Source organism: Pseudarthrobacter sp. BIM B-2242, from assembly GCF_014764445.1.
Classification (GTDB): Bacteria; Actinomycetota; Actinomycetes; order Actinomycetales; family Micrococcaceae; genus Arthrobacter; species Arthrobacter luteus_A.
The window spans coordinates 3,583,465-3,606,586 of sequence record NZ_CP061721.1; the positions used below are offsets into that span (position 1 = coordinate 3,583,465).

The window sequence follows — 23,122 nt, forward strand, 5'->3', positions numbered from 1 at the left end:
GTCAACGCACGACGCCGGATCCTGGTCAGTCGGCCAGGATCCGGTAGAGTGCGCGGCGGGTTTCGTCGAGCTTCTCGATTGCCGCGGTGCGCTGCTCTTCGGTAGCGGCGGTCCGGAACTGATGGATGACCCCCATCAGTTTTCCCACACTCTGGTGGAACGCAGGCCCCGACCCTTCGGCGTCGTTATTCCAGGCGTTCTCAAGCTCCTCCGCATGCTCTGCCACGTAGGCCCTGCCCGCATCGGTGAGCGTGAAGTCCGTCCGCCGGCCCTCGCTCAGTGGTGTCACCAGTTCCTCGTCCACCAGCTGCTGGAGCGTGGGATAGACCGACCCCGGGCTCGGCCGCCAGGCCCCTGAGGTTTTCTCAGCGATGGTCTTGATCAGGCCGTAACCATTCGACGGCGCTTCGGCCAGGAGCGACAGGATGGCCCACCGGACATCACCCCGTCCGGCCCGCCTCGAACCGGGCCCGCCGCCAGGCCCGAACCCCGGGCCAAAGCCGGGTCCAAAGCCGCCGCGCGGCCCGAATCCCGGGCCGAACCCGCCACCCCTGTGGCCATGCGGACCGCGGCGTCCCCGCCCGCGCCCAAACTTTCCCCGCCCGAATGGCGGTTCCAAAAACTTCTCATCGTGTATGCCTTTCATGGTGGCATCGTCCCTTCATGTTCGCTGGAATCGGTGAACCGATCACCGATAGTTAACGATATATCGGTAACTATCGGTTCGACAAGAGGTATTCCGGAAAGTCGCTGGGAAATTGCGGCTTGGCATCAGTTCATCCAGCCTCTGGCTGCGGCAGCCCCTGCGGCGTATCCTGTTCAAACGCTGCTAGCTTGAGGGCTGATCAATGGCGACGAAGAATCGCGGGCATGGGACGGCCGGGACCTTGGCAAGGATCCTCGGGTTCTTCATCGCGAGCGCCCTGTGCGGCGTCCTGGCTGCCAGCCTGATAGTCCCGGCCGTGGCGGCCGCCAGCCTCGGGGTCCGCACGTCCATAGGATTTTTCGACAGCCTCCCCGAGGAACTCACCGTTCAGCCGCCGTCGCAATCCACCAAGGTCCTCACCGCCGACGGTCAGCCAATCGCCACGTTCTATGCCGAGAACAGGGTCCGGATTCCGCTGGACCAGATGTCCCCGTACATCAAAGACGCCGTGGTGGCCATCGAGGACAGCCGCTTTTATGCCCACGCCGGCATCGACCCCCAGGGCATCGTGCGGGCGCTCGTGTCCAACGTGACCTCCGGCGGGCGGCAAGGCGCCTCCACCATCACCCAGCAATACGTCACCAACGTCATCAACGAAGCACGGCTCTCGCAGGACAAACGGGATGAGGTGATCCTGAGCGGCCAGAAGGACATGGGCGACAAACTGCGGGAGATGAAGCTGGCCGTCGCGCTGGAAAAGAAGTTCACCAAGGAACAGATCCTTGAGGGTTACCTGAACATCGTGTTCTTCAACAGTGACGCCTACGGAATCGAGGCCGCTTCCCGGTATTTCTTCAGCAGCACCGCCAAAGACCTGACCCTTCCGCAGGCAGCATTGCTGGCCGGGCTGGTCAACAGCCCCACCTTCTACAACCCCGCCATCAACCCGGAAAATTCGATGGCCCGCCGCAACCAGGTGCTCGACGAGATGCTCAAACTGGACAAGATCACCCAGGTCCAGCACGACGAGGCCGTGGCCACCCCCATCGAACTGAAGATCAGTCCGGAGCGGCAGGGCTGCGCTAATGCCACCATGGCACCCTATTTCTGCGACTACATCTCACACCTGATCCTCAACAACCCCGCCTTCGGAACGAGCCTGATCGAACGGCAGCGAAAGCTCTACCGCGGCGGCCTGACCATCACCACCACCTTGGACAGCAGGCTGCAGGCAGCGGCCCAGGCTCAGGTGGACGGTACGGCGGGTCCCAACCCGGACCGATGGGGAGCCGCCCTGACCACCGTGCAGCCGGGCACCGGCAAGATCCTGGCCATGGCGCAGAACACTGTATTCCTGGCCGAACCCGGGAAGTTCGATACCCACCTGAACTTCAACGTTGATGCCAGGGATCCCCAGGGCAATGACCTCAACGGAGCCGGTGGCTTCCAGCCCGGGTCCACCATGAAGCCGTTTACGTTCGCTGAGTGGCTGAATGAAGGCAAGTCAATCACGGCAGAAGTGGACGCTTCCCGTCGGGTCTACCCGCTGGGATTCCCGTGGCGGTCCAGCTGCGGAAAGGTGATGGGCGCCTACAGCACGGCACAGAACAATCCTGAACTGGGCGCTGCCGATGACCTGCAGAACGCCGAAGAGGGCTTCTACCGCAAAATGCCCATAAATTACGGGCTGTACAACTCCATCAACACCGCCACCTTCGCCTCCGCAACCCAGCTGGACTTCTGCGGCATCCAGAAAATGGTCGACGCAGTAGGCCTGCACAGCGGGCTGGATGGCGCCCCGATCAACATGCACCAGCTGGGCAACCTGCTGGGCGCCATCGGCGTGGCACCCCTGCATATGGCCAACGCGTTCGCCACATTCGCGAGCGACGGGAAGTACTGCAACCCCATAGCCCTCGTGGAAATCATCGATGCCACCGGGGGCAAGCTCCCGGCCCAGAACGTCGAATGCCGGGACGCTGTGAAGCCTGACGTTGCCCGGGGCGTCAACTCGGTGCTGCAGGATGTGCTGGTCAAGGGCTCCGGCTTCTGGATCAACCCGAAGATCCACGACAAGATGCCGACTGCCGCCAAGACCGGCACCTCGAACAACAACGGATCCACGTGGGTAGTGGGATACACGTCGGGCCTGTCCACCGCGTCCTTCTTTGGTGATGCGCTGGAGGGCCAGAAACGTTCCGGCCAGAACGTCACCATCAACGGGACCTTCTACCCCCGGCTGGATGGCTGGATGATTGCCGGGCCGCAATGGGTCAATTACATGTTGAAGGCGGCTCCGCTGTATCCGGCGAACCCGTTCCCGCCGCCACCGGCTGCCATGATGAAACCGACCTACTACGCTCCGGTCGCGCCCACCACCCCCTGGGTTGCGCCCCCTCCTGCTGCCCCGGCAGCCGTTGCCCCGGACCCGGTCCCGGCTCCGGAATCACCGGTTCCGGCACCACCGGCTCCGGAATCACCGGCTCCGGCACCCGAACCGCCGCCTGCACCAGCGCCGCCGCCCGCCCCCGCTCCCGAGCCGGCACCTGCTCCCGTTCCTGAACCGGCCCCGCCGGCACCCGAGCCGGAGCCGGAGCCGGAGCCCGATCCTGAACCCGAGCCGGACCCGTCCGAGCCGCCGCTCCCGCCGGACCTGCCGCCTGATGCCGGCTTCCAGGGAGGCAGGCGCTAAGTTGTTCCGCGCCAGAGCCGCTGCCACCAGGAGCGCTTCGGCTCCGGCTCCGGCCGGGCGGCCAGGGCGCGGGCCGCGCGCCGCTCGTGCCACCGGGCCACTTCGGCGTCCACGTCCCGCGTTTTGGTAATGACGGGCGGGCCGCCCTGGAGCTGGCGCCGGGCGTCAATGACCCGGGCGTTGAAGTCCGCAAGGAGGTCACGGACCTGCTTTTCTGTGAACTGGGCATCGAGCCGGCCGTCCAGTTCGGCGTCCTCGGTGCGGAGCAGAATGGCTTTGGGACCCAGTCCGCTGAGATTCTCACGCTGGATCAGGCCTTTGACCCACCAGTCGGGATCGTAAGCCTCACCCAGTCCCGGGATGGGTTTGCCCGCGTATTTGAGGTTGTCGAACTTTCCCTGCGCCATGGCGTCCCTGATCAGGTATTCCACCCGCCGGGCATCGTCCACCTTCTTGCGCTTCTCTCGCTCCTTCGCCTCTGCCGCCTCAAGTTCGGCTTCCTCATCGGCACTGATGCCCGCTCCGCGGTAGGAGCGCAGCTCCGCCCCACGTTCCAGCCGCCGTCGAAGTTCGCCTGACCCGCCCATCGCCCCGCTGCCTCCCAGTCCGCCTCATTCCCCAGGTTTCCAGTATTCCTAAGGCAGCGGCGGTCAGGGAAGCCCCAGGGCCGGCACCCCGGCGTCGGCTACAACCACCGCGCCGCTCGCCGTCGAATCCGGGTTCAGCATCCAGCCCATCCGCTTGGCCCTGCTGAGGATTACGGCGCTTTCCACGAGCTCAATCTCCGGAATGCGTTGCTGGAGGGCCAGTTCGGCGTTCATGACATCCGCCAGCGACTTGAGCCACATGAGGATGACGAAGTTAGTCCTCCCGCTGGTGGATGCGTTGAGCCGGACTGTCCGGAGGCTGCGAAGTTCCGCTGCGGCAGCCTCGTGCTGGCCGGGCGGGACGTTGGCGAACCACTGGCAGCTCACCGGGTAGCCGGAGAGGTTCTGCGCAATGTCGCACCGGAAGGTCAGCAGGCCGCTGGATATGACCCTGTTCAGCTGCCGCTGCACCGTCGCCGGGCTTCGGCCCAGGCTCCGGGCAATGTCGGCTGCGCTCGCCCTCCCGTCACGCGCCAGGAACGGAATCAGGTCCATGTGGCTTGGCGGCAGCGGGCCGCCGGAGCGCGGTCCCGCATGGGCCGTATCCTGGCCAACCAGTGCCTGCAAGGCATTCTGCTGCGCGGGATCCAGCGCGTTCAGCCGCCACACATGGCCGGCGGAGTGCAGGCGGGTGCCCAGCGAGGTGCGGTATTTCAGCAGTCCCGGGATTTCCTTGAACCGGGGCAGAACGTGGTCCGTGAACTGCTCCAACGTGGGCGAAATGACCGTCAGCATGAGGTCCCTGTTGCTCGCGGCTTCCTCCACCGTGACCACGTCCGGGATGGCGGCCAGCTCGGCGGTGACTTCGGCGCGCAGCCGCATTTCGCAGTCCACATCCACCAGCGCCAAGCACATCTGTTTGGGATCGCCAATCAGGTGTGCGGTGGTCCAGGCAGCGCCCGCAGCCTTCAACTTGTCCCAGCGCGCGGCCAGCGTGGTGGCATGTACCCCCAGCACCTCCGCCGCGTCGGACCAGCTGATGCGGGGCGTCACCTGCAGGACGTTGATGAGGGCCAGGTCCTCTTCACTGAGCATCACTTCGCACCAACCTTCCGTTGCATTGAATGAATTCTGCATTTCCCAGCATACTTTTGATTTTTTCCAGTTAGTTCGGCGCCTGTGAACCACGTCACCCCACAATGGACAGCAGAGCAACAAAGGCCGCATTTCCAGAAGGAGAGAAGATGTCAATAACCGCCGACGCCCAGGAGCTGCAGGCAGAGCTTGTCCAGCTTCGTCGTGGGCTGCACCAGGAACCCGAGACCGGCCTGCAGCTGCCCCGGACCCAGGAAAAGGTCCTCAAGGCGCTTGACGGCCTGCCGTTCGAAATCACCCTGGGCAAGACCACGACGTCGGTCACGGCGGTCCTGCGGGGCACCGCACCTTCTGCGCTTGCCGCGAAACCTGAGGCGAAGCCGGCGGTCCTCCTCCGCGCCGATATGGACGGCCTTCCCGTGCAGGAACGGACGGGGGTGGAGTTCTCGTCCAAGGTTGAGGGCGCCATGCATGCCTGCGGCCACGACCTCCACACTGCCATGCTCGCGGGGGCGGCCACCCTGCTGGCCGAGCGCCGGGACCAGCTGGCCGGCGACGTTGTCCTGATGTTCCAGCCGGGTGAAGAAGGCTGGGACGGTGCATCCCACATGATTGCCGAGGGTGTGCTGGACGCGGCAGGCCGCCGGGTTGATGCCGCTTACGGGATGCACGTCTTTTCGGCCTTGGAGCCCCACGGCCGGTTTGCCACCAAGTCAGGGGTGATGCTCAGCGCGTCAGACGCGCTCACCGTCACTGTACTGGGCGCAGGCGGCCACGGCTCGGCGCCGCATATTGCCAAGGATCCGGTGACCGCGGCAGCCGAAATGGTGACCGCCCTGCAGGTCATGATCACCCGCCAGTTCAACGTCTTCGATCCGGTTGTCCTGACGGTGGGCGTCCTCCAGGCCGGCACCAAGCGCAACATCATTCCGGAATCAGCCAGCATCGAAGCGACCATCCGCACGTTCTCGGAATCCTCCCGGGAACGAATGATGACCGCCGTCCCCACACTGCTGAAGGGGATCGCCTCTGCCCACGGGCTGGAGGTGGACGTAGACTACCGTCACGAATATCCCGCCACCATCAACGATGTTGACGAGACACATACAGCCGAGAAGACCATTGAGAATCTCTTTGGAACCTCGCGCCTCTCCCGCTGGGCCACTCCGCTCGGCGGCTCCGAGGACTTCTCCAGGGTCCTCGCCGAAGTACCGGGAACGTTCATCGGCCTCAGCGCCGTCGCCCCCGGAGCAGACCATAACGCCACTGCCTTCAACCACTCCCCGTACGCCACTTTTGACGACGGCGTCCTCTCCGACGGAACTGCGCTCTATACAGAGCTGGCCGTCTCCCGCATCGCAGCCCTGGCCTCGGCCCACTAGAACCTCCCGGAGCACACCATGACCACAACTGCAGGCGTCCCAGCTGACGTCCAGGTACACAAGTCCCACCTGCGGACGCTCGTCGGCACCGGCATCGGCAACGCCGTTGAATGGTACGACTGGGCCATCTACGCCACGTTCTCACCCTTCATTGCCAGTGCCCTGTTCAGCAAGGCGGACCCGACGTCGGCCTTCCTGGCCACCTTGGCGATCTTCGCCGTGGGCTTCGTTGCCCGGCCCTTCGGCGGATTTGTGTTCGGCTGGATCGGCGACCGCATCGGCCGCAAGACCTCGATGACCTTTGCAGTGGGCCTCGCCGCCCTCGGCAGCCTGCTGATCGGCATCGCCCCCACCTTTGAAGTGGTGGGAGCTTTCGCCTCCGTCCTGCTGCTGGTGGCCCGGCTCATCCAGGGCCTGGCCCACGGCGGCGAGCTGCCGTCGTCGCAGACCTACCTCTCCGAGATGGCGCCCAAGGAAAAGCGCGGCTTCTGGGCAACCCTGATTTACACCTCGGGCACGGCGGGCATCCTGGCCGGTACCATGCTCGGCGCCATCCTGTCCAACGTCCTGAGCACGTCCGACATGAACGCCTGGGGCTGGCGGATCCCATTCCTGATCGGTGGCGCACTGGGCCTCTACGCGCTGCTGATGCGGGCCCGCATGAAGGAAACGGCGGCCTTCGAAGCAGAATCACCCAAGGAAAAGCACGAGCCCATGTGGCCGCAGATCTACAAGCACCGCAAGCAGGCCCTGCAGGTCATCGGCCTGACCGTCGGCCTGACTGTCTCCTACTACATCTGGGGCGTCGTGACCCCCAGCTATGCGTCCTCGGTCCTGAAGATGGACCGCGGCGAAGCCCTCTGGGCCAGCGTGATCGCCAACGTCCTGTTCATCGCCGCCCTGCCGTTCTGGGGCAGGCTGTCGGACCGGATCGGCCGCAAGCCCGTCATGATCATGAGCGCCGCGGGCGCCGCCCTGCTCCATTTCCCCATGACGTGGCTGCTCAAGGACTCCCCCTGGCAACTCGCCGTCACCATGTCCGTGATGCTGTTCTTCATCGCCGGCAGCGCAGCGATCGTCCCGGCCGTTTACGCTGAACTGTTCCCCACCAAGATCCGTACCGTCGGAGTAGGCGTCCCCTACTCCATCTGCGTGGCCCTCTTCGGCGGCACCGCACCGTATCTGCAGGCCTGGCTCGGTTCCATCGGGCAGCCCAACCTGTTCAACGTCTACGCGGTGATCCTGCTCGTCATCAGCATCGCGTTTGTGTTCACCATCCCCGAAACGAAGGGCAAGGACCTGACCCACTGATTCTCTGATCTGTTTGTCTGATCTTTGCCAGCCGTCGCCTCACCCGAGGCTTGATCACCAACGCTCTCTCACTTGATGCGGGAAAAACAGCAACCCTCTCTCACTTTCTTCAAGAAAGTGAGAGAGGGTTCCGGTAAAACCGACATTAAGTGAGAGAGCGTCATGCTTGGCTCCGGGGCGGACAATCTTCAGGCGGGCAATATCGGGCCGGGCGTCACAGTTATCAGCGTGCGCTCCCACAGGGTAAGTCTTGAGGGAGCGCGCGGTACTTTAGGCACCGCGCCCTACTTTTGAGGACCCACATGAACGCCCACCGTGCCAGCCGCGACGCCCGGCCCCTCACGCTGTTCTGCGCCTTTGCGCTCAAACAGGCAGTCGAGGGCACCATCCTGCGCGCGTACCTCCGGGCCGGCGGGCCACCGGTCGAGGCCGTCTATGAGCCAACGTTCCGGCTGCTGACGCGGATCGAGTCGGGGGCCCGGCCGGATGTGATGGTTGGGATCACCGGCTCGCTGGCGGACCTCGTGACGGCCGGTGTTGTGGCGGACCCCAAGCCCGTTGCCCGGACCGGCGTCGGCGTTGCCGTTGCGCCGGAGGCAGCGATCCCGGACATCAGCAGCGTGGAAGCGTTCGTAAGCGCGGTGACCAGCGCCCGCTCGGTGGCCTACTCCCGCAGCGGACCCAGCGGTATCTACTTCGCCGGACTGCTGGAACGGCTCGGGATTGCGGAGCAGGTCAAAGCCAAGGCCACCGTGGTCGATTCAGGACCAACGGCATTGGCGCTGCTGGACGGCCGCGCCGACCTCGCCATCCACCAGCTCAGCGAACTTATCCTCGTGCCGGAGGCCGCCATCATCGGCCCGCTTCCGGAGGCCATCCAGGAGTACACGGACTTCTCGACGGCGCTGGGCACCCCTGCGTCCCTGATGGCGGACCAGCCTGCGGGCGCCGCGGAGCTGCGCGACTTCCTGCATGGCCCCGAAGCCAGGGCGGCCTACGAGGCCAACGGACTGGAAACTGCCTAAGGCGTATTCAGCCCGACGGCGGCGTGAACTGGCTGGCGGTGAATTCCGCTCCCTGCGGGTCGCGGATCAACGCGGCGCGTGTCCACTCGGTGTCGTCCTCGCTGAGGATCCGGGCACCGAGCCGCTTTGCGTCAGCGACCGTCCGGTCCCGGTCGGCCACGGCGAAGGCGACGTGCCAGTGTGGCGGTTCACCCGGGGCGGCAAGTGCGAACCAGGCGACCGCGTCCTCGAATCCGGGCGGCGTGTTTACGTCAGCCTGCCGCTGCCTGATGTCCGGATCGGTTGTGGCCTCGAGGTGGTCGCCATAGCCCGGCCTGCGGACCATCGTCCCGAAGCCCAGGTCGTCGAACTCCCAGCCGAACGCTTCCCGGTAGAACGCCATGGCCGCACCAATGTCGGACGTGTGGAGTCGCTGAAGTTCCACGATCCGGGTTCGTTGACCGCCTGCGCACCCAGCCGCCGCCTGGCCTGCCAGATCTGGAATTCAATTCCCTGGCGATCGGTGAGCACGGCACCGCGGCCGCCCTCTCCGGCATCGGCGGGCGCTGACACCACGGTGGCACCGGCGGCCGCCAGCCGCCGGGCTGCGGCATCCGCGTCGTCCACGGCAATGTACGTGCTCCAGGCCGCGGCATCGCCCTCCGTGCCGGTCAGCCCGCAGACATCCCTGCCGTCCAGCTTGGCGATGAGGTAGGTACCCGGCGCGCCTGGCGGCATGGCCTCCTCGAACGTCCAGCCAAACAGCCCGCCGTAGAAGTCAGCGGCTGCCCGGACATCAGGCTGCCGGGTGTCGATCCAGGAGGGCACGCCCTCCGGATAGCTTCGCTGGGTCATGGCTCGCTCCCGTGCATGGGGCAAGCCTACCGAGCCATGACCGGGCCCGGTACCCCAAAATAACTGGAAGAAAATACTTGACTCTTCAACTTTACGGGACTATATTTAGTTGTAGCTTCAAGTATCGCGCTCCCGGCAGAATCCTCCAGCAGAACAGAATCTGATGAAAACCCTCCTCGCCCGCCTTTTCGGAAAGAAGAACACCATGACTGACATCACCATCATCGGTAACGGCAACATGGCCCGTGGCATCGCCACCCGCGCCGTCGCAGCAGGCAAGCAGGTCGAGATCCTCGGCCAGGATGCCGCCAAGGCCCAGGCGCTCGCCACGGAACTCGGCGCCGGCGTCACGTTCGGCACCACCGCCAGCGCCCCGCAGGGCAGCATCGTGATCCTCGCCGTCCCGTTCGAAGCCGCCAAATCAGTGGTCACCGCGTACGGCGACCAGCTCGCGGGCAAGACCATCGTGGACATCACCAACCCGGTCGACTTCGAGACTTTCGATTCCCTGGTCGTGGCCCCGGGCTCCTCGGCCGCTGAAGAAATCGCAGCCCTGGCTCCGGCCGGCGCCAACGTGGTCAAGGCCTTCAACACCACCTTCGCGGGCACGCTTGTGGCAGGCGAATCAGGCGGCCAGCCGCTGGACGTCTTCATCACCGGTGACGACGCCGCCGCAACCGAGGCGGTAAGCACCTTTGTCAGCGCGGCCGGCATGCGCCCACTGGCAGTCGGGCCGCTCAAGCGTTCCCGCGAACTCGAGGGCTTCCAGTTCGTCCTCATGACCATGCAGGCCAACCCGGCGTTCGAGGATTTCAACTGGGACACCGGACTCCTGGTCACCAAGTAGCACCGGCCACCAAGTAGCACCGGTCACCAAGTAGCACCCGTCGCCGGCTGACCCAAGTCGCCACAAAGGCTCAGGTGCGGGCGTGCTCGGCGAGGATTGCATCGACCTGGCCCAGAGCCTCCTTCATGCCTTCCTCCATGCCCATCTTGACCATCTCTTCCATCTGCTCTTCGGAATCGAAAGTGGACATGATGGTCATGCGGGTGCGGCCACCCATGTCCTCAAGGTCAACAGCGGCATGGGCGCTGCCCATGGCATCCACGGGCACTCCGGATTCGTCAGCGAAGCCGTCATCAAATTCGAGCCTGCGCGGCGCCTCAATGGTTCTGAATTTCCACCAGCCCCGCGGCTTCTCGCCTTCCGGGGTGGTCATGTAGTAGTCGGCCTTTCCTCCGGGCTGGAAGTCGAACCGGTCAAACGTGGCCGGATAGTTGGGCGGGCCCCACCAGCGCTCAAGCTGCCGGGGGTCTTCCCAGATCTGCCAGACGCGTTCGACGGCGGCGTCGAACTCGGCGACGAGGGTGAGGCTGAGTGCCTCGAGATTCTTGGTGGAACTGATAACAGGCATTGCCGTACCTTCCTTATCCTTCAGCCAGAATGTCCGCGATCCGATCGGCCCGCTGCAGCCAGATCGCCTCATACTCATCGAGCAGCCGGCGGGCCTTCGCCAAACCGTCGTGGTTGCCCCGCACGATCTGCTCCCTTCCGCGCTTCTCCTTGGTGACCAGGGAAGCGCGCTCCAACACCGCCACATGCTTCTGGACGGCGGCGAAACTCATGGCGTAGAGCGCAGCAAGGCCGGAGACGGAATACTCCGCCAGGGTCACCCGCCGGACGATGTCCCGGCGGGTAGCGTCCGCGAGGGCCTGGAACAGGCGGTCAACGTCCGCATCACTGAGCTGATATACAACCATTTGGTTGTACGATACGCCTGCCATGCACGCGCGTCAAGGTTTTCAGAGAGACGCCGGGGCGCCCCGGGTAAGCTGGAGGAACCACCCAGCACCGCCAGCCCGAGTCCGTCCACGGAGGCCAGCATGAGCCAGCGCTCCAAACCAGAATCCGACGTCAGGCCGGGCCCCGCCACAAGGCCGGCCGGCACATCGCTGCGGCTGATTCCGGCAACGCTCGTATCGGCGTCGGGCTTTACCCTCTTTGCCCTGGAAAACCGGCTCGTCGGACTTATCCTCCTCGGCGCCGCCCTGCTACTGGCCGGATTCATCAGCCGCCGCCTGCTGCTCGACCTCGCCCTGATCGGCGTGGGCCTGACGGCCATGAGCGCCGTCCCCATCACCACGGACATCAGCACCGGGCACATGCTGGTCATGGGCACGGCCATGATCGTGGCTGTCGGCATTCCGTACCTGGTCTCCCGCTTCGCCACCAAGGACCATGCCATCGGCTTCCCCCTTCGGACCGGTGAGCGCTGGACCCGCGCCGAGAAGTGGTACCTGCTGGCCGTCCCGGCGCTGGGCTATGCGGTGCTCCCTGTCTACATGATCAGCACGGGCGTCTATCAGAACTGGCCGGCCGTCAGCGATCCGGAGGGCATCGGCAGGCTGTTCCTGGGCACCAACGCGCTAGGTATCTGGGACGAGCTGTTCTTCATCTGCACCGCGTTCACGCTCCTGCGCCGGCACCTCCCCGACTGGCAGGCCAACCTGCTCCAGGCGGTCCTCTTTACGTCATTCCTCTGGGAGCTCGGGTTCCACGCGTGGGCGCCGTTTTTCATCTTCCCGTTCGCGCTGCTCCAGGCGAAGCTCTTTACGCTCACCCGCTCACTGACCTACATCGTGGCCATCCACCTGCTCTTCGACTTTGTGCTGTTCCTGGTCCTGCTGCACGCGCACAACCGCGCGTGGATCGACATTTTTGTTTACTGAGCACCCTCGCCGGCGCCCCTGAACCGGCGTAACAGGCGCACGACACGAACGTGGAATCCATCACACTTTCGCCGTTTTGGTTGCCACAGCCCCGGCTCACCATGAACCATGAAGTAAGGGCCCCGTGCCCCGCACACCTAAACCAGCAATCCTCACCGACGAGGATGCGGCCTTATCAAGGATGACCGGGCCGTCAACTGCTAGAGCGAAAGTACTGACAATGACGTTTGATTCCAGCCACTCTGTGACCCTCAAAATCTGGGACCGCACCGCGGTCGATCACACCCTTGACGCTGCAGCGCAGGACCTTTCTGCCAAGGCAAACACCACCAAGTGCCGCATCGCGGTCCACGCCAGCGGCCCGAACACCTTCACGCTGACCGTCCGCAGCGACGACCGCCAGCTCGTCACCGTCTAACGGCTCCACACCAAAACCAAAGAAGCGGACGTCGCCGGGACCCCATCGGGTTCCAGCGGCCGTCCGCTTCTTTTGTGTGCCCCGGGGCACACCCTCCTGACGACCCCGTCACGTTCGGGGTCCACCCGCCGGGAACTGGCGTACAGTAAGCATAAGTGCATGCATATGCATGAAGTGATTTCACAAAAGAGCTTAAGGAGACGCCCCATGAAGGCATGGCAGTTCACCGGAACCAATAACCCGCTGGCACTCAACGAGGTGGCCGAACCCACGGCGGGTCCGGGCCAGGTGGTTGTCAGCGTCAAGGCCGCAGGCGTATGCCACTCTGACGTCACCGCCATTGACGACGCCGGGTGGATGCCGCTGTTCCCGGTTCTTCCCCGCACCATGGGCCACGAGAACGCCGGTGTCATCACCGGGGTGGGCGAAGGCATGAACCACTGGAAGGTCGGCGACCGGGTGGGCCTCTCCCCCGTGATGAGCGACGGCGACGCCATTGGCTACGGCAAGTGGGACGGCGGCTTCGGCCCCAAGCTGCTCGCCACGGACGACAACCTGGTGAAGCTGCCCGACGAGGTCTCGTTTGAGCTCGGGGCCATGGCAACTGACGCCGGGCTCACCGCATACCACGCCATCATGGCTGTTGGCGGAGCCAAGGCGGGCATGAAGGTGGGCGTGATCGGACTGGGCGGCCTCGGCTACATCGGGGCACGCGTCGCCGTCATCGCCGGCGCGGAGGTCTACGGCGCCGAGGTGAACCCCGAGACCCAGAAGCTCGCCGACGAGATCGGCCTGGCAGGAGTCGCCGACTCCATCGAGGCCTTCAAGGACAAGAACCTCGACCTGATCGTTGACTACGCCGGCTTCGGCAGCACCACGGCCGCCGCGCTCGAGACGCTCGCCGAGTTCGGCACGCTGGTGCAGGTGGGCATGGGCCGCCTCGAAGCCACCATTAACACCTACCCGCTGATCGTCAACCAGCTCTCCATCAAGGGTTCCAAGTCGGGCACCAAGGAAGACCTCGAGAACCTCTACGCCCTGATGAAGTCGGGCCAGCTGAACCCGCCGATGAACCTCATCACCCAGGCGGACATCCCGGAGGCAATCGACAAGCTGCGCACGGGCGGCGTTGTGGGCCGCTTCATCGCGGTATACCAGGACTAGGTTCCCCAGCACCTCAGGCAAAACGGAAGCGGACGACGCCGGGACCTCCCGGCGTCGTCCGCTTCCGTTAAAGCTGCCCCCTGCGGCAGCCGCGCCTACGCGGGCTTAGCGGGCAGGTTCACGCTCCAGCGGTGCCGACGGTCCGCTTTCGACCTCGGCAGCCGCGGTTTCTACTGCCGCGGTCTCCACCGCGGCGGCTGCAACGGAGTTGCGCACCAGCAGGGTGGCCAGGGCGGCGAGCACCAGCGGCACGGCCAGGGTCATGAAGTAGCCCGAGGCGCCAAAGCCGGCCAGGATGAGCCCGCCAAGGGCTGAGCCCACAATGGAGCCGAGGCGGCCGATGCCGATGCCCCAGCCGGTTGCCGTGGCGCGCAACTGGGTTGGGTAGGCATTCGCAATCAGGTAGTTCAGGGCCAACTGCTGCCCGCCGATGCCGAAGCCGGCCAGGCCGATCAGGATGAACACCAGGGCGAAGTTGGAACCGGCCAGGCCCAGGCCCAGCGCCACGAGGATTCCCGCGCCGAACATGGCCAGCAGCAGCTTCCGGGGGTTGACCCTGGGCAGGATGATGGACAGCGGAATGGCGAAGAGGATGAAGGCGCCGTTGACGGTCACGGTGCCCATGGCCGCCTGTGAGGCTGCCAGACCCAGCGTCTTCAGGGCGGTAGGCATCCAGAGCAGCAGCAGGTACCAGGCGATCCAGTTCAGCAGGTACGTGGCGAAGACGGCGATGGTGACCATGCGGTACTTGGCGGAGAACAGTGCCGAGATGGAGCTCTTTTCCTCCTTCTTGTCTTCAGTGACAAGCTCGACGTCCGGATCAACCGGCTTTCCGGAGATGGCAGCCATGATTTTGCGCGCCTGGGCCTGGGCAGCGGGCGTCAGCTTGGTAGCCAGGAACACCGGGGACTCGGGGAGCATTTTGAGGCACACGAGGAGCAGCGCCAGCGGAAGCACGCCGCCCACCAGGAAGATGCCGCGCCAGCCCATCACGGGGAGCCAGGCCGCCGCCACCAGGCCGCCGAGCAGCGCGCCGCCCGGGAGGCCAAGCAGCACCAGGGTCATAAACGTTCCGCGGCGGGCCTTCGGGCTGAACTCCGCCGTCAGGGCCAGGAGTGCCGGCGTTGCGCCGCCCATGCCGAGGCCGATCAGGAACCGGAGGACGATGATCTGTTCGAGCGTCTGGGCGAAGGCACCGGCCAGGGAAAAGACGCCAAAGAGGGCTAGCGCTAGGAGGATCGTCTTCTTGCGGCCGATCCGGTCACCGAAAGTGCCCAGCGTCATGGCCCCGGCGCACATGCCGATGGTGCTGGCGGTGATCACCCAGGTCATGTCCGTGGCCTGCAGGCCGAAATCCTCGGCGATGGCCGGGCCGATGAAGGCGATGGACTGGGTATCAAAACCGTCCAGCAGGGCAACAATGAAGCACAGGGCGATGACGGACCAGCGCTTCACCCCCATGGGCGTGTTGTCGATAACGTCCTGGACGTTATAGGCAGCTTTAGTCAACGGTGACTCTCTTTCACATATCTTTGGCCTTGGTAGCCGTGGGGGCGTGGGTAGCCCGGGAATTACGGTGGCTGACAACCGCACGATGTGCCGGGCATCACGTCAGCGACATCCGCAACCTTATGGCACCGATTCGGCAATGGGAAATACTAATTCAGGCTTGATTGATATTCCAGAGGTCTAAATACTGCCCACCTGCTGTTATGGCTCGCATTCCGTCCGGCCCGGCAGGAACAGACACCCCGGCCCTGGGTACATATGCTGAAACGATGCAGCTCGAAGAGTTCAATGCGGCCGGCCGGCGGGAGGCTGTCGATTTCCTTCGCCCCTGCCTGGACATCCCCCGGTGGCTTGATGAGCTCGCCGACGGCAGGCCGTACTCCAGCCTTGCGGAACTCCTGGCTGCCGCGAACGACGCAGCTGACCCGTTTACCCGCACGGAAATCGAGGCGGCGCTGGCCCGCCATCCAAGGATCGGCGAGCGCGCACAGGGCGACAGCGCCGAGGCCAGGCTGTCCAGGTCAGAGCAGGCCGGGCTGGGGGCGGCCGATGCCGCCGTCGAGGACGCTTTGGCGGAAGGCAACCAGGCCTACGAAAGGAAATTTGGGCGGGTCTTCCTGATCCGGGCGGCCGGCCGCAGCCGGGCGGAGATCCTCGCCGCGCTCACCACGCGGCTCGCCAACACCCCGGAACACGAAGAACCAATCATTGGCCGGCAGTTGCGGGAAATCGCGGTACTCCGGCTCGAAGGGCTGATGGGCACATGAGCACCTCCCACGTCACCACCCATGTCCTTGACACCGCGTCCGGCCGGCCGGCTGCGGGCGTCCCGGTCATCCTCCAGGAACCCGACGGCGAACGCTGGGTCCGGCTCGCGGAAGGCCTCACGGACGCTGACGGGCGCATCAAGGAACTTGGGCCTGAACGGCTTGCTTCCGGGACCTACCGGCTGGTCTTCGACACGGGAAAGTACTTTGCCGCCAACGGCACACAAGCCTTCTTCCCGGAGGTGGCCCTCACGTTCAGCCTGGCAGAGAGCGAAGCGCACTACCACGTGCCCCTGCTGCTCAGCCCGTTCGCTTACTCCACTTACCGGGGCAGCTGAGCCGGTCCCGCTCAGCCCCGCCCGATGTCAGCCCCGCCCGATGAACGGCATTCCCGCTGCCGTAATCACCACGGACCCGACACTTGCCGAGGCCGGCATGCCCGCCATCATCAGCACCGCCCGGGCTGCGTCCGCCACGGGGAACATCGGCTCGACCTTCCGCGAGCCGTCAGCCTGGAGCGCGCCGGAACCAACGCCAATAGTGTCCATGATGTCGGTGGCGGTATTCCCGATGTCTATCTGCCCGCACGTGATGCCAAAGGCCCGCCCGTCCAGCTCGATGCTTTTGGTCAGGCCACTCATGGCGTGCTTGGTGACGGCGTAGGCCACCGTCCGGGGCCGCGGCGAGTGGGCCGAAATGGACCCGTTGTTGATGATCCTGCCGCCTTGCGGGACCTGGGCCTTCATGGCCCTGACCGCCGCGCCGGCGCACAGCAGGGAGCCGGTCAGGTTCACGGCCAGGACCTCCTCCCACTGCGCAAGGCTGATCTCGTCCACCGACGCCGCCGGGCCGAACACACCCGCATTGTTGAACAGGACATCCACCCGCCCCCACCGCCGGACGACGCTGCCGAACAGGTGCTCGACGTCGTCGGGCCGGGTGACGTCGCACGGCACCACCAGCGCTTCCGGATGGCCGTCCGCCGTGTCCAGCAGCGGGGCCTCCCGGCGCCCGGCAAGGGCCACCCGGTAGCCGTCGGCCAGCATCTGCCGGGCCACTTCCCGGCCAATCCCGGAACCGGCCCCGGTCACCACCGCAATGCGTGCGGGCAGCTGTGGAGTGGTCATGGAAAGCTCCTCATCTGATCGCGTCACACTTCTACCAGCGGGGGTGGATGGCGTCGCGGAAGTAGTGGTCGTAGATCCAGCGGACGCCGTCGTCGAACTCTTCGGTGACCTGCACGGACGCCGCAGCCGCGTTCGTCGTCGCCTGTTCCACGTTCCGCGCGCCGGGGATCACGGTGCTGACGCCGTCCTGCGCTGCGATCCAGGCGACGGCCGCCTGCGCGGTGGCGGCTCCGGGCGGGACCAGCTGTTCAAACTCCGCCACGGCTTTGAGTCCCAGTTCAAAGTCCACGCCTGAGAAGGTCTCCCCGACGTCGAAGGAGCCGCCATTGCGGTTGAAGTTCCGATGGTCGTCCCCGGCGAAGGCGGTTTCCTTGGTGTACTTTCCGGAGAGCAGCCCGGATGCGAGCGGTACACGGGCGACGATCCCCACGTTTGCTGCCTTCGCTGCGGGAAGGACCTCATCCAGGGGTTTGAGGCGGAAGGCGTTGAGGATGATCTGTACGGAGGCGGTTCCCCCGTGGCGGATTGCTTCCAGGGCCTCGTCGGCGCGCTCCACGCTGACGCCGTAATGGCGGATGGCACCCTCGGACACCAGCGTGTCCAGGGCGTCATAGACTTCGGCGTTGCTGTACACCGGAGTCGGCGGGCAGTGCAGCTGGACCAGGTCCAGGGTGTCCGTGCCCAGGTTCTTCCGGGACCGGTCCACCCACTGGCGGAAGTTGGCCAGCGTGTAGTTCTCAGGCCGCTGGTCAACGCGCCGGCCCATTTTGGTGGCCACGGTGATGTCCAGCCCGGGGTTCCCGGCGAGGAACGTTCCGATGGCCTGCTCGCTCCTGCCGTCACCGTAGACGTCGGCGGTGTCAAAAAAGTTGACCCCTGCCTCCGCCGATGCCGCCAGGATTGCCTGGGCCTGGGCCGGGTCCACGTTCCCCCAGTCCGCGCCCAGCTGCCAGGTGCCCAGTCCCACGACGGAAACGCTACGTCCGGTCTTGCCTAAAATCCGCTGTTCCATTCCACGACTATATGGGTCAGAACACGCCGGTTCCCAAGCTCTGGCTTTCCGGCCCACGCGCAGTAAGGATGAAGCATGGACGGAATTAAGGTAGTCGTGAACGGGCAGCCCCGCGATTGCAGCGGCACCAGCCCGCATACCCGGCTCCTCGACTGGTTGCGCGGGGAGGGCCTGACCGGCGCCAAGGAAGGCTGCGCCGAGGGCGAATGCGGGGCCTGCGCGGTCCTGGTGGCCCGGCCGGACGGGCCGGACCGCAGCCGCTGGACCCCGGTGAATGCGTGTCTGCCTCCGGCCCTGGCTTTTGACGGCCAGGAAATCATCACAGCCGAAGGCCTCGGTACGGTATACGTGCCCGACGCCGCCCGGGAAGACCTCCATCCGGTCCAGCAGGAAATGGTGGACCGGGGCGGATCCCAATGCGGATACTGCACCCCAGGCTTCATCTGCTCCATGGCGGCCGAGTACTACCGCCCGGACCGCAGCCCCGCCCAGGCACAAAAGGAAACCGGGACCGCCGCCGTGGGTGAAGAGCATGCCACCGATCACGAATACGGCCCCAACGGGTTTGACCTTCACGCCCTGAGCGGGAACCTGTGCCGCTGCACGGGCTATCGGCCCATTCGGGATGCGGCCTATGCTCTCGGTGCACCACCGGCCGCCGATCCGCTGCTGGCCCGCCAGAACCGGCCGGCCCCGGCCGCGAAGCACACGCGTACAGAAGGCGGCGCGCAGTTTCTTCGCCCTGGAACGCTGGCCGAGGTCCTCCAGGTCCTGCAGGAACACCCGGACGCAAAACTCATGGCAGGAGCAACCGACCTCGGCGTCGAAGTGAACCTCCGGCACGCCCGTCCCCCGCTGGTCCTCGCCATCGACCGCCTCGAGGAGCTGCGGTCAGTCAAGCTCGACGGCGACACGATCGAGATCGGGGCAGCCCTCACCCTGTCGGAAGCCGAACACAGCCTCGACGGCCGGGTGCCGCTCCTTAGCCAGCTGTTTCCGCAGTTCGCGTCCCGCCTGATCCGCAACGCCGCAACCTTCGGCGGGAACCTCGCCACGGGGTCACCCATCGGCGATTCCGCCCCGGTGTTCCTGGCCCTCGACGCGCGGGTAGTACTGGCCTCCGCAGCCGGTGAGCGGGAGGTTCCGCTCTCGGAGTACTACACCGGATACCGGCAGAGCGTGCGGAAGCCCGGCGAAGTGCTCCGGGCCGTGCGGATTCCGACGCCGCTGGCCGGCAGCACCGCGTTCTATAAGATCGCCAAGCGGCGCTTCGACGACATCTCCAGCGTGTCGGTGGCCATCGCACTCACCATCACCGACGGCGTCATAGCCTCGGCCCGGATCGGCCTCGGCGGTGTGGCAGCCACGCCAATCCGCGCCTCCGCAACAGAGGACGCCCTGGCGGGCCGGCCGTGGACCGCTGACACTGTGGCTGCGGCGGCCGCCGTGATGGCGGGCGAGGGCACGCCGATCGACGACATGCGTGCGAGCGCGCTATACCGTTCGGCCATGCTCCGGCAGGCCCTCCTGAAGTTCCATGCCGAAAACGCTCCCGCGCTGGAGGTGGCCTCATGAAATCCCTGGCAGACCGTCCGGTCAACCCTGTGGTCGGTGTTCCCGTTTCGCACGAGAGCGCCGACGCGCACGTGACCGGGACCGCCCTCTACACCGATGACCTCGTGGTCCGGTCCCGCAGCGTGCTGCACGCGTGGCCGGTCCAGGCCCCGCACGCCCATGCGCGGATCCTTTCGATGCAAACCCGGCCCGCGCTGGAGGTTCCGGGCGTGGTGAAGGTGCTGACGGCGTCGGACGTTCCTGGGATCAACGACTCCGGCACCAAACATGACGAACCGCTCTTCCCCACCGAGGTCATGTTCCACGGCCAGGCGGTGTGCTGGGTCCTCGGCGAATCGCTGGAGGCGGCACGGCTGGGCGCGGAGGCTGTGGCGGTGGAGTACGAGCCGCTGCCGTCGCTCCTCACGCTGACCGAAGCCATTGCCGCCGGCAGCTTTCAGGGCAACCAGCCCAGGCTGGCCCGGGGTGAGCCGGACAAGGCTCTGGCGGGCGCGGCACACCGGTTCAGCGGCGAGTTCGAGTTCGGCGGCCAGGAACACTTCTACCTCGAGACCCAGGCGTCGTTGGCCTCCATCGACGACGGCGGGCAGGTCTTTGTGCAGTGCAGCACCCAGCACCCGACCGAGACGCAGGAAATCGTGGCCCATGTGCTCGGGCTCTCCAGCCACCAGGTGACAGTGCAGTGCCTGAGGATGGGCGGCGGGTTCGGCGGCAAGGAAATGCAGCCGCACGGGTTCGCTGCAGTGGCAGCACTGGGTGCAAGCCTGACCGGGCGGCCGGTCCGGCTCCGCCTCAACCGGACCCAGGACATCACCCTGACCGGCAAGCGGCATCCGTTCCACGCACGCTGGGAGGCAGGATTCGACCACGACGGCCGCATCCAGGCACTCAAGGCCACCCTCACCAGTGACGGCGGCTGGAGCCTTGACCTCTCCGAGCCCGTCCTGGCAAGGGCGGTGTGCCACATCGACAACGCGTACTTCATCCCCAACATCGAGGTGCACGGCCGGATCGCGAAGACCAACAAAACCTCGCAGACGGCGTTCCGCGGCTTCGGCGGTCCGCAGGGGATGCTGGTCATGGAGGACCTCCTGGGCCGGTGCGCGCCGCTGCTGGGCGTCGAGCCGGGCGAGCTCCGCCGCCGGAACTTCTACGAGCCAGGTCAGAGCACACCGTACGGGCAGCCCGTGCGCCACGCGGAAAGGCTGACCGCGATCTGGGAATTGCTGCTCGACCGAGCGGACGTGGCGCGGCGGCGCGAGGACATCGCGGGATTCAACGCAGCGCATCCGAACACGAAGCGGGCGCTCGCGATAACGCCGGTGAAGTTTGGCATCTCCTTCAACCTCACCGCGTTCAACCAGGCGGGCGCGCTGGTCCATGTCTACAAGGACGGGTCCGTGCTCATCAACCACGGCGGCACCGAGATGGGCCAGGGCCTGCACACCAAGATGCGCCAGGTGGCCGCCACAGCCCTGGGGGTGCCGCTGGCGTTCATCAGGCTGGCTCCCACCCGGACCGACAAGGTGCCCAACACCTCAGCCACCGCGGCAAGCTCCGGTGCGGACCTCAACGGCGGGGCCGTCAAAAACGCCTGCGAGCAGATCAGCTCCCGGCTGGCCGAGGTGGCTGCACGGAAGCTCAACATCCACCCGGATGATGTGAGGTTCCACGACGGCAAGGTGACGGGGATCGGGTTCCACGACCGCGATCTCACTTTCGCCGAGGTGGTCCACGATGCGTACTTCCAGCGGGTCCCGCTGTGGGCCGCCGGGTACTACCGGACGGAGGGTCTGCACTGGGACAGTGCCCGGATGCAGGGCGAGCCGTTCAAGTACTTCAGTTACGGCGCGGCGGTCACCGAGGTGGAGGTGGACCGGTTCACGGGCACGTACCGTCAGGTGCGGGCAGACATAGTGCACGACGTCGGCGACAGCCTTTCGCCGCTGATCGACGTTGGGCAGATCGAAGGGGGCTTCGTGCAGGGCGCGGGGTGGCTGACCCTTGAGGACCTGCGGTGGGACGTGTCCGACGGCGACGGGCGGGGACGCCTGACCACGCAGTCGGCCAGTACGTACAAACTGCCGAGTTTCTCGGAGATGCCTGAGCAATTCAACGTCCACCTGTTCGAACGGGCCACCGAAAGCGGCGTGGTCTACGGCTCGAAGGCAGTGGGTGAGCCGCCGCTGATGCTGGCCATCAGCGTCCGCGAGGCCCTGCGGGCGGCGGTGGCGGCCTTCGGTCCCGCCGGAATCTCCGTGGAACTGGCCAGCCCGGCAACTCCGGAGGCCGTGTTCTGGGCAATTGAAAGGCTCACGCCGCAGTCCGCGTACAACCAGCACGACTCCCGCCCGTCAGCCACGGCGTCAGTGCCCTGACATGGACTGGCTGGATGCGTTGCAGCACTTGAGGTCCGCGGGTCTGCCCGCGGTCCTGGCCACCGTGTCGGGGGTGCGCGGCCATGCGCCGCGTGAGGCGGGCGCCAAGATGGTGGTCGGGGCTGAAGCCACCTGGGGCAGCATTGGCGGCGGCAATCTCGAGGCCACCGTAGTGGACCAGGCCCGGGACATGATGGCGCGGGGCATCACCGCGCCCTGCACCACCGAGTTCGCGCTCAACGAGCACGCGCCCACAGAGCACGGCCGGCAGTGCTGCGGCGGGAAGGTCACTGTGCTGCTGGAACCTTTCCTGTCGCTTCCCACAGTGGCGATTTTCGGCGTCGGCCATGTTGGTTACGAACTCGGCCGCATCCTCTCGAGAATGCCCATGACCCTTTACCTGGTGGACAGCCGCGGGGAACAGCTCGATGCCGCGAGGCTGGCCGACGTGACCTCCGGGTTAGCGGACGTGCGCCCGGTGCACACCCCGGTTCCCGACTCGTTCCTCGGCGACCTGCCTCCCGGCGCCCATGTGTTCATCATGAGCCACGACCACGCCGAGGACTTCATGCTCTGCCACGCAGCGCTGCGCCGGGGAGACCTGGGACGCGTGGGACTGATCGGTTCGCGGGCCAAGTGGCTGCGGTTCCGGCAGAAGCTGGCCGCGGAAGGTTTCGCCGAGGCTGAGATTGACCGGATCCAGTGCCCCATAGGGCTCCCGGAAGTGCGGGGAAAGGCCCCGGCGGTCATCGCCGTGAGCGCCGCCGCAGACCTGCTCGCGGCCCTGCCGTCAGCCGGCCCGCAACCCAGCGCCTCGGCCAGCGCCTCAGCCAGCCCGTCAGCCAGCGAACACCTATGAAGTGGGGAATC

The 23,122-nt window shown here is 65.9% G+C and carries 22 protein-coding genes and 1 pseudogene; 13 read left to right on the forward strand and 10 right to left on the reverse strand.

Going from position 1 to position 23,122, the window contains the following annotated elements; translation table 11 throughout:
* Positions 1-25 precede the first annotated feature (25 nt).
* Positions 26-646, reverse strand: coding sequence for a PadR family transcriptional regulator (locus IDT60_RS16580; protein WP_191079876.1), 621 nt, complete (start codon positions 644-646; stop codon positions 26-28).
* A 202-nt stretch (positions 647-848) separates the two neighbouring features.
* On the opposite strand from IDT60_RS16580, the gene IDT60_RS16585 reads away from it, so the two are divergent.
* Positions 849-3,338 (forward strand): transglycosylase domain-containing protein, encoded by a 2,490-nt coding sequence (locus IDT60_RS16585; protein WP_191079877.1) that lies wholly within the window; start codon positions 849-851, stop codon positions 3,336-3,338.
* Here the strand turns inward: IDT60_RS16585 and IDT60_RS16590 are convergent.
* Complete coding sequence (locus tag IDT60_RS16590) at positions 3,335-3,925, reverse strand: DUF1992 domain-containing protein (protein WP_191079878.1); 591 nt, start codon at positions 3,923-3,925, stop codon at positions 3,335-3,337. The two genes, IDT60_RS16585 and IDT60_RS16590, sit on opposite strands and share 4 nt — an antisense overlap.
* Positions 3,926-3,988: 63 nt before the next feature.
* Entirely contained in the window at positions 3,989-5,020 is a 1,032-nt protein-coding gene (locus IDT60_RS16595) for an Lrp/AsnC family transcriptional regulator (RefSeq protein WP_223883998.1), read from the reverse strand.
* 149 nt (positions 5,021-5,169) lie between these two features.
* Between IDT60_RS16595 and IDT60_RS16600 the strand changes: the two genes are divergently transcribed.
* The 3 genes from IDT60_RS16600 (at position 5,170) to IDT60_RS16610 (ending at position 8,738) form a co-directional block, all read left to right on the forward strand.
* Positions 5,170-6,402, forward strand: a complete 1,233-nt coding sequence (locus tag IDT60_RS16600) for a M20 family metallopeptidase (protein ID WP_191079880.1) — start codon at positions 5,170-5,172, stop codon at positions 6,400-6,402.
* A gap of 18 nt (positions 6,403-6,420) precedes the next feature.
* Positions 6,421-7,713, forward strand: coding sequence for an MFS transporter (locus tag IDT60_RS16605; protein WP_191079881.1), 1,293 nt, complete (start codon positions 6,421-6,423; stop codon positions 7,711-7,713).
* A 302-nt stretch (positions 7,714-8,015) separates the two neighbouring features.
* Positions 8,016-8,738 (forward strand): substrate-binding domain-containing protein, encoded by a 723-nt coding sequence (locus tag IDT60_RS16610; protein WP_191079882.1) that lies wholly within the window; start codon positions 8,016-8,018, stop codon positions 8,736-8,738.
* A 7-nt stretch (positions 8,739-8,745) separates the two neighbouring features.
* On the opposite strand, the gene IDT60_RS23585 is transcribed toward IDT60_RS16610, so the two are convergent.
* Positions 8,746-9,162 (reverse strand): VOC family protein, encoded by a 417-nt coding sequence (locus IDT60_RS23585; protein ID WP_370590700.1) that lies wholly within the window; start codon positions 9,160-9,162, stop codon positions 8,746-8,748.
* Positions 9,163-9,272: 110 nt separating this feature from the next.
* Positions 9,273-9,572 (reverse strand): annotated as a pseudogene (locus tag IDT60_RS23590) (VOC family protein); the annotation flags it as partial.
* Positions 9,573-9,777: 205 nt separating this feature from the next.
* Between IDT60_RS23590 and IDT60_RS16620 the strand changes: the two are divergent.
* Positions 9,778-10,419, forward strand: coding sequence for an NADPH-dependent F420 reductase (locus IDT60_RS16620; protein WP_191079883.1), 642 nt, complete (start codon positions 9,778-9,780; stop codon positions 10,417-10,419).
* Positions 10,420-10,489: 70 nt separating this feature from the next.
* On the opposite strand, the gene IDT60_RS16625 is transcribed toward IDT60_RS16620, so the two are convergent.
* A complete protein-coding gene (locus IDT60_RS16625) occupies positions 10,490-10,987 on the reverse strand; it encodes an SRPBCC domain-containing protein (protein WP_191079884.1) in 498 nt (165 codons plus the stop codon).
* 13 nt (positions 10,988-11,000) lie between these two features.
* Positions 11,001-11,333 (reverse strand): metalloregulator ArsR/SmtB family transcription factor, encoded by a 333-nt coding sequence (locus IDT60_RS16630; protein WP_164206742.1) that lies wholly within the window; start codon positions 11,331-11,333, stop codon positions 11,001-11,003.
* Positions 11,334-11,456: 123 nt separating this feature from the next.
* Here IDT60_RS16630 and IDT60_RS16635 point away from each other — a divergent pair, with 123 nt between their 5' ends.
* The 3 genes from IDT60_RS16635 (at position 11,457) to IDT60_RS16645 (ending at position 13,884) form a co-directional block, all read left to right on the forward strand.
* A complete protein-coding gene (locus IDT60_RS16635; RefSeq protein ID WP_223883768.1) occupies positions 11,457-12,302 on the forward strand; it encodes a CPBP family intramembrane glutamic endopeptidase in 846 nt (281 codons plus the stop codon).
* A gap of 220 nt (positions 12,303-12,522) precedes the next feature.
* Positions 12,523-12,720: a hypothetical protein gene (locus IDT60_RS16640; protein WP_164204945.1), complete on the forward strand. Its 198-nt coding sequence runs from the start codon at positions 12,523-12,525 to the stop codon at positions 12,718-12,720.
* Between the two features lie 207 nt (positions 12,721-12,927).
* Positions 12,928-13,884, forward strand: a complete 957-nt coding sequence (locus IDT60_RS16645; RefSeq protein WP_191079885.1) for a zinc-binding dehydrogenase — start codon at positions 12,928-12,930, stop codon at positions 13,882-13,884.
* Between the two features lie 105 nt (positions 13,885-13,989).
* On the opposite strand, the gene IDT60_RS16650 is transcribed toward IDT60_RS16645, so the two are convergent.
* On the reverse strand, positions 13,990-15,393 hold the full coding sequence (locus IDT60_RS16650) for an MFS transporter (protein ID WP_223883769.1): 1,404 nt from the start codon (positions 15,391-15,393) through the stop codon (positions 13,990-13,992).
* A 269-nt stretch (positions 15,394-15,662) separates the two neighbouring features.
* Here IDT60_RS16650 and uraD point away from each other — a divergent pair, with 269 nt between their 5' ends.
* Entirely contained in the window at positions 15,663-16,160 is a 498-nt protein-coding gene (uraD, locus tag IDT60_RS16655) for a 2-oxo-4-hydroxy-4-carboxy-5-ureidoimidazoline decarboxylase (RefSeq protein WP_191079886.1), read from the forward strand.
* Positions 16,157-16,498 carry a hydroxyisourate hydrolase gene (uraH, locus tag IDT60_RS16660; protein WP_191079887.1) on the forward strand — a complete coding sequence of 114 codons (342 nt, stop codon included), beginning with the start codon at positions 16,157-16,159 and terminating at the stop codon, positions 16,496-16,498. Before uraD ends, uraH begins: the two co-directional genes overlap by 4 nt.
* A 27-nt stretch (positions 16,499-16,525) precedes the next feature.
* Here the strand turns inward: uraH and IDT60_RS16665 are convergent, their stop codons facing one another.
* A complete protein-coding gene (locus tag IDT60_RS16665; RefSeq protein ID WP_191079888.1) occupies positions 16,526-17,287 on the reverse strand; it encodes an SDR family oxidoreductase in 762 nt (253 codons plus the stop codon).
* Positions 17,288-17,318: 31 nt separating this feature from the next.
* Positions 17,319-18,299 carry an aldo/keto reductase gene (locus IDT60_RS16670; protein WP_191079889.1) on the reverse strand — a complete coding sequence of 327 codons (981 nt, stop codon included), beginning with the start codon at positions 18,297-18,299 and terminating at the stop codon, positions 17,319-17,321.
* Between the two features lie 75 nt (positions 18,300-18,374).
* Here IDT60_RS16670 and IDT60_RS16675 point away from each other — a divergent pair, with 75 nt between their 5' ends.
* The 3 genes from IDT60_RS16675 to xdhC are packed head-to-tail and all read left to right on the forward strand — an operon-like array spanning position 18,375 to position 23,111.
* Complete coding sequence (locus IDT60_RS16675) at positions 18,375-19,874, forward strand: xanthine dehydrogenase small subunit (RefSeq protein ID WP_191079890.1); 1,500 nt, start codon at positions 18,375-18,377, stop codon at positions 19,872-19,874.
* Complete coding sequence (gene xdhB, locus IDT60_RS16680; RefSeq protein WP_191079891.1) at positions 19,871-22,252, forward strand: xanthine dehydrogenase molybdopterin binding subunit; 2,382 nt, start codon at positions 19,871-19,873, stop codon at positions 22,250-22,252. The genes IDT60_RS16675 and xdhB overlap by 4 nt, the downstream gene beginning before the upstream one ends.
* A gap of 1 nt (position 22,253) precedes the next feature.
* Entirely contained in the window at positions 22,254-23,111 is an 858-nt protein-coding gene (gene xdhC / locus IDT60_RS16685; protein ID WP_191079892.1) for a xanthine dehydrogenase accessory protein XdhC, read from the forward strand.
* Positions 23,112-23,122: the final 11 nt, after the last annotated feature.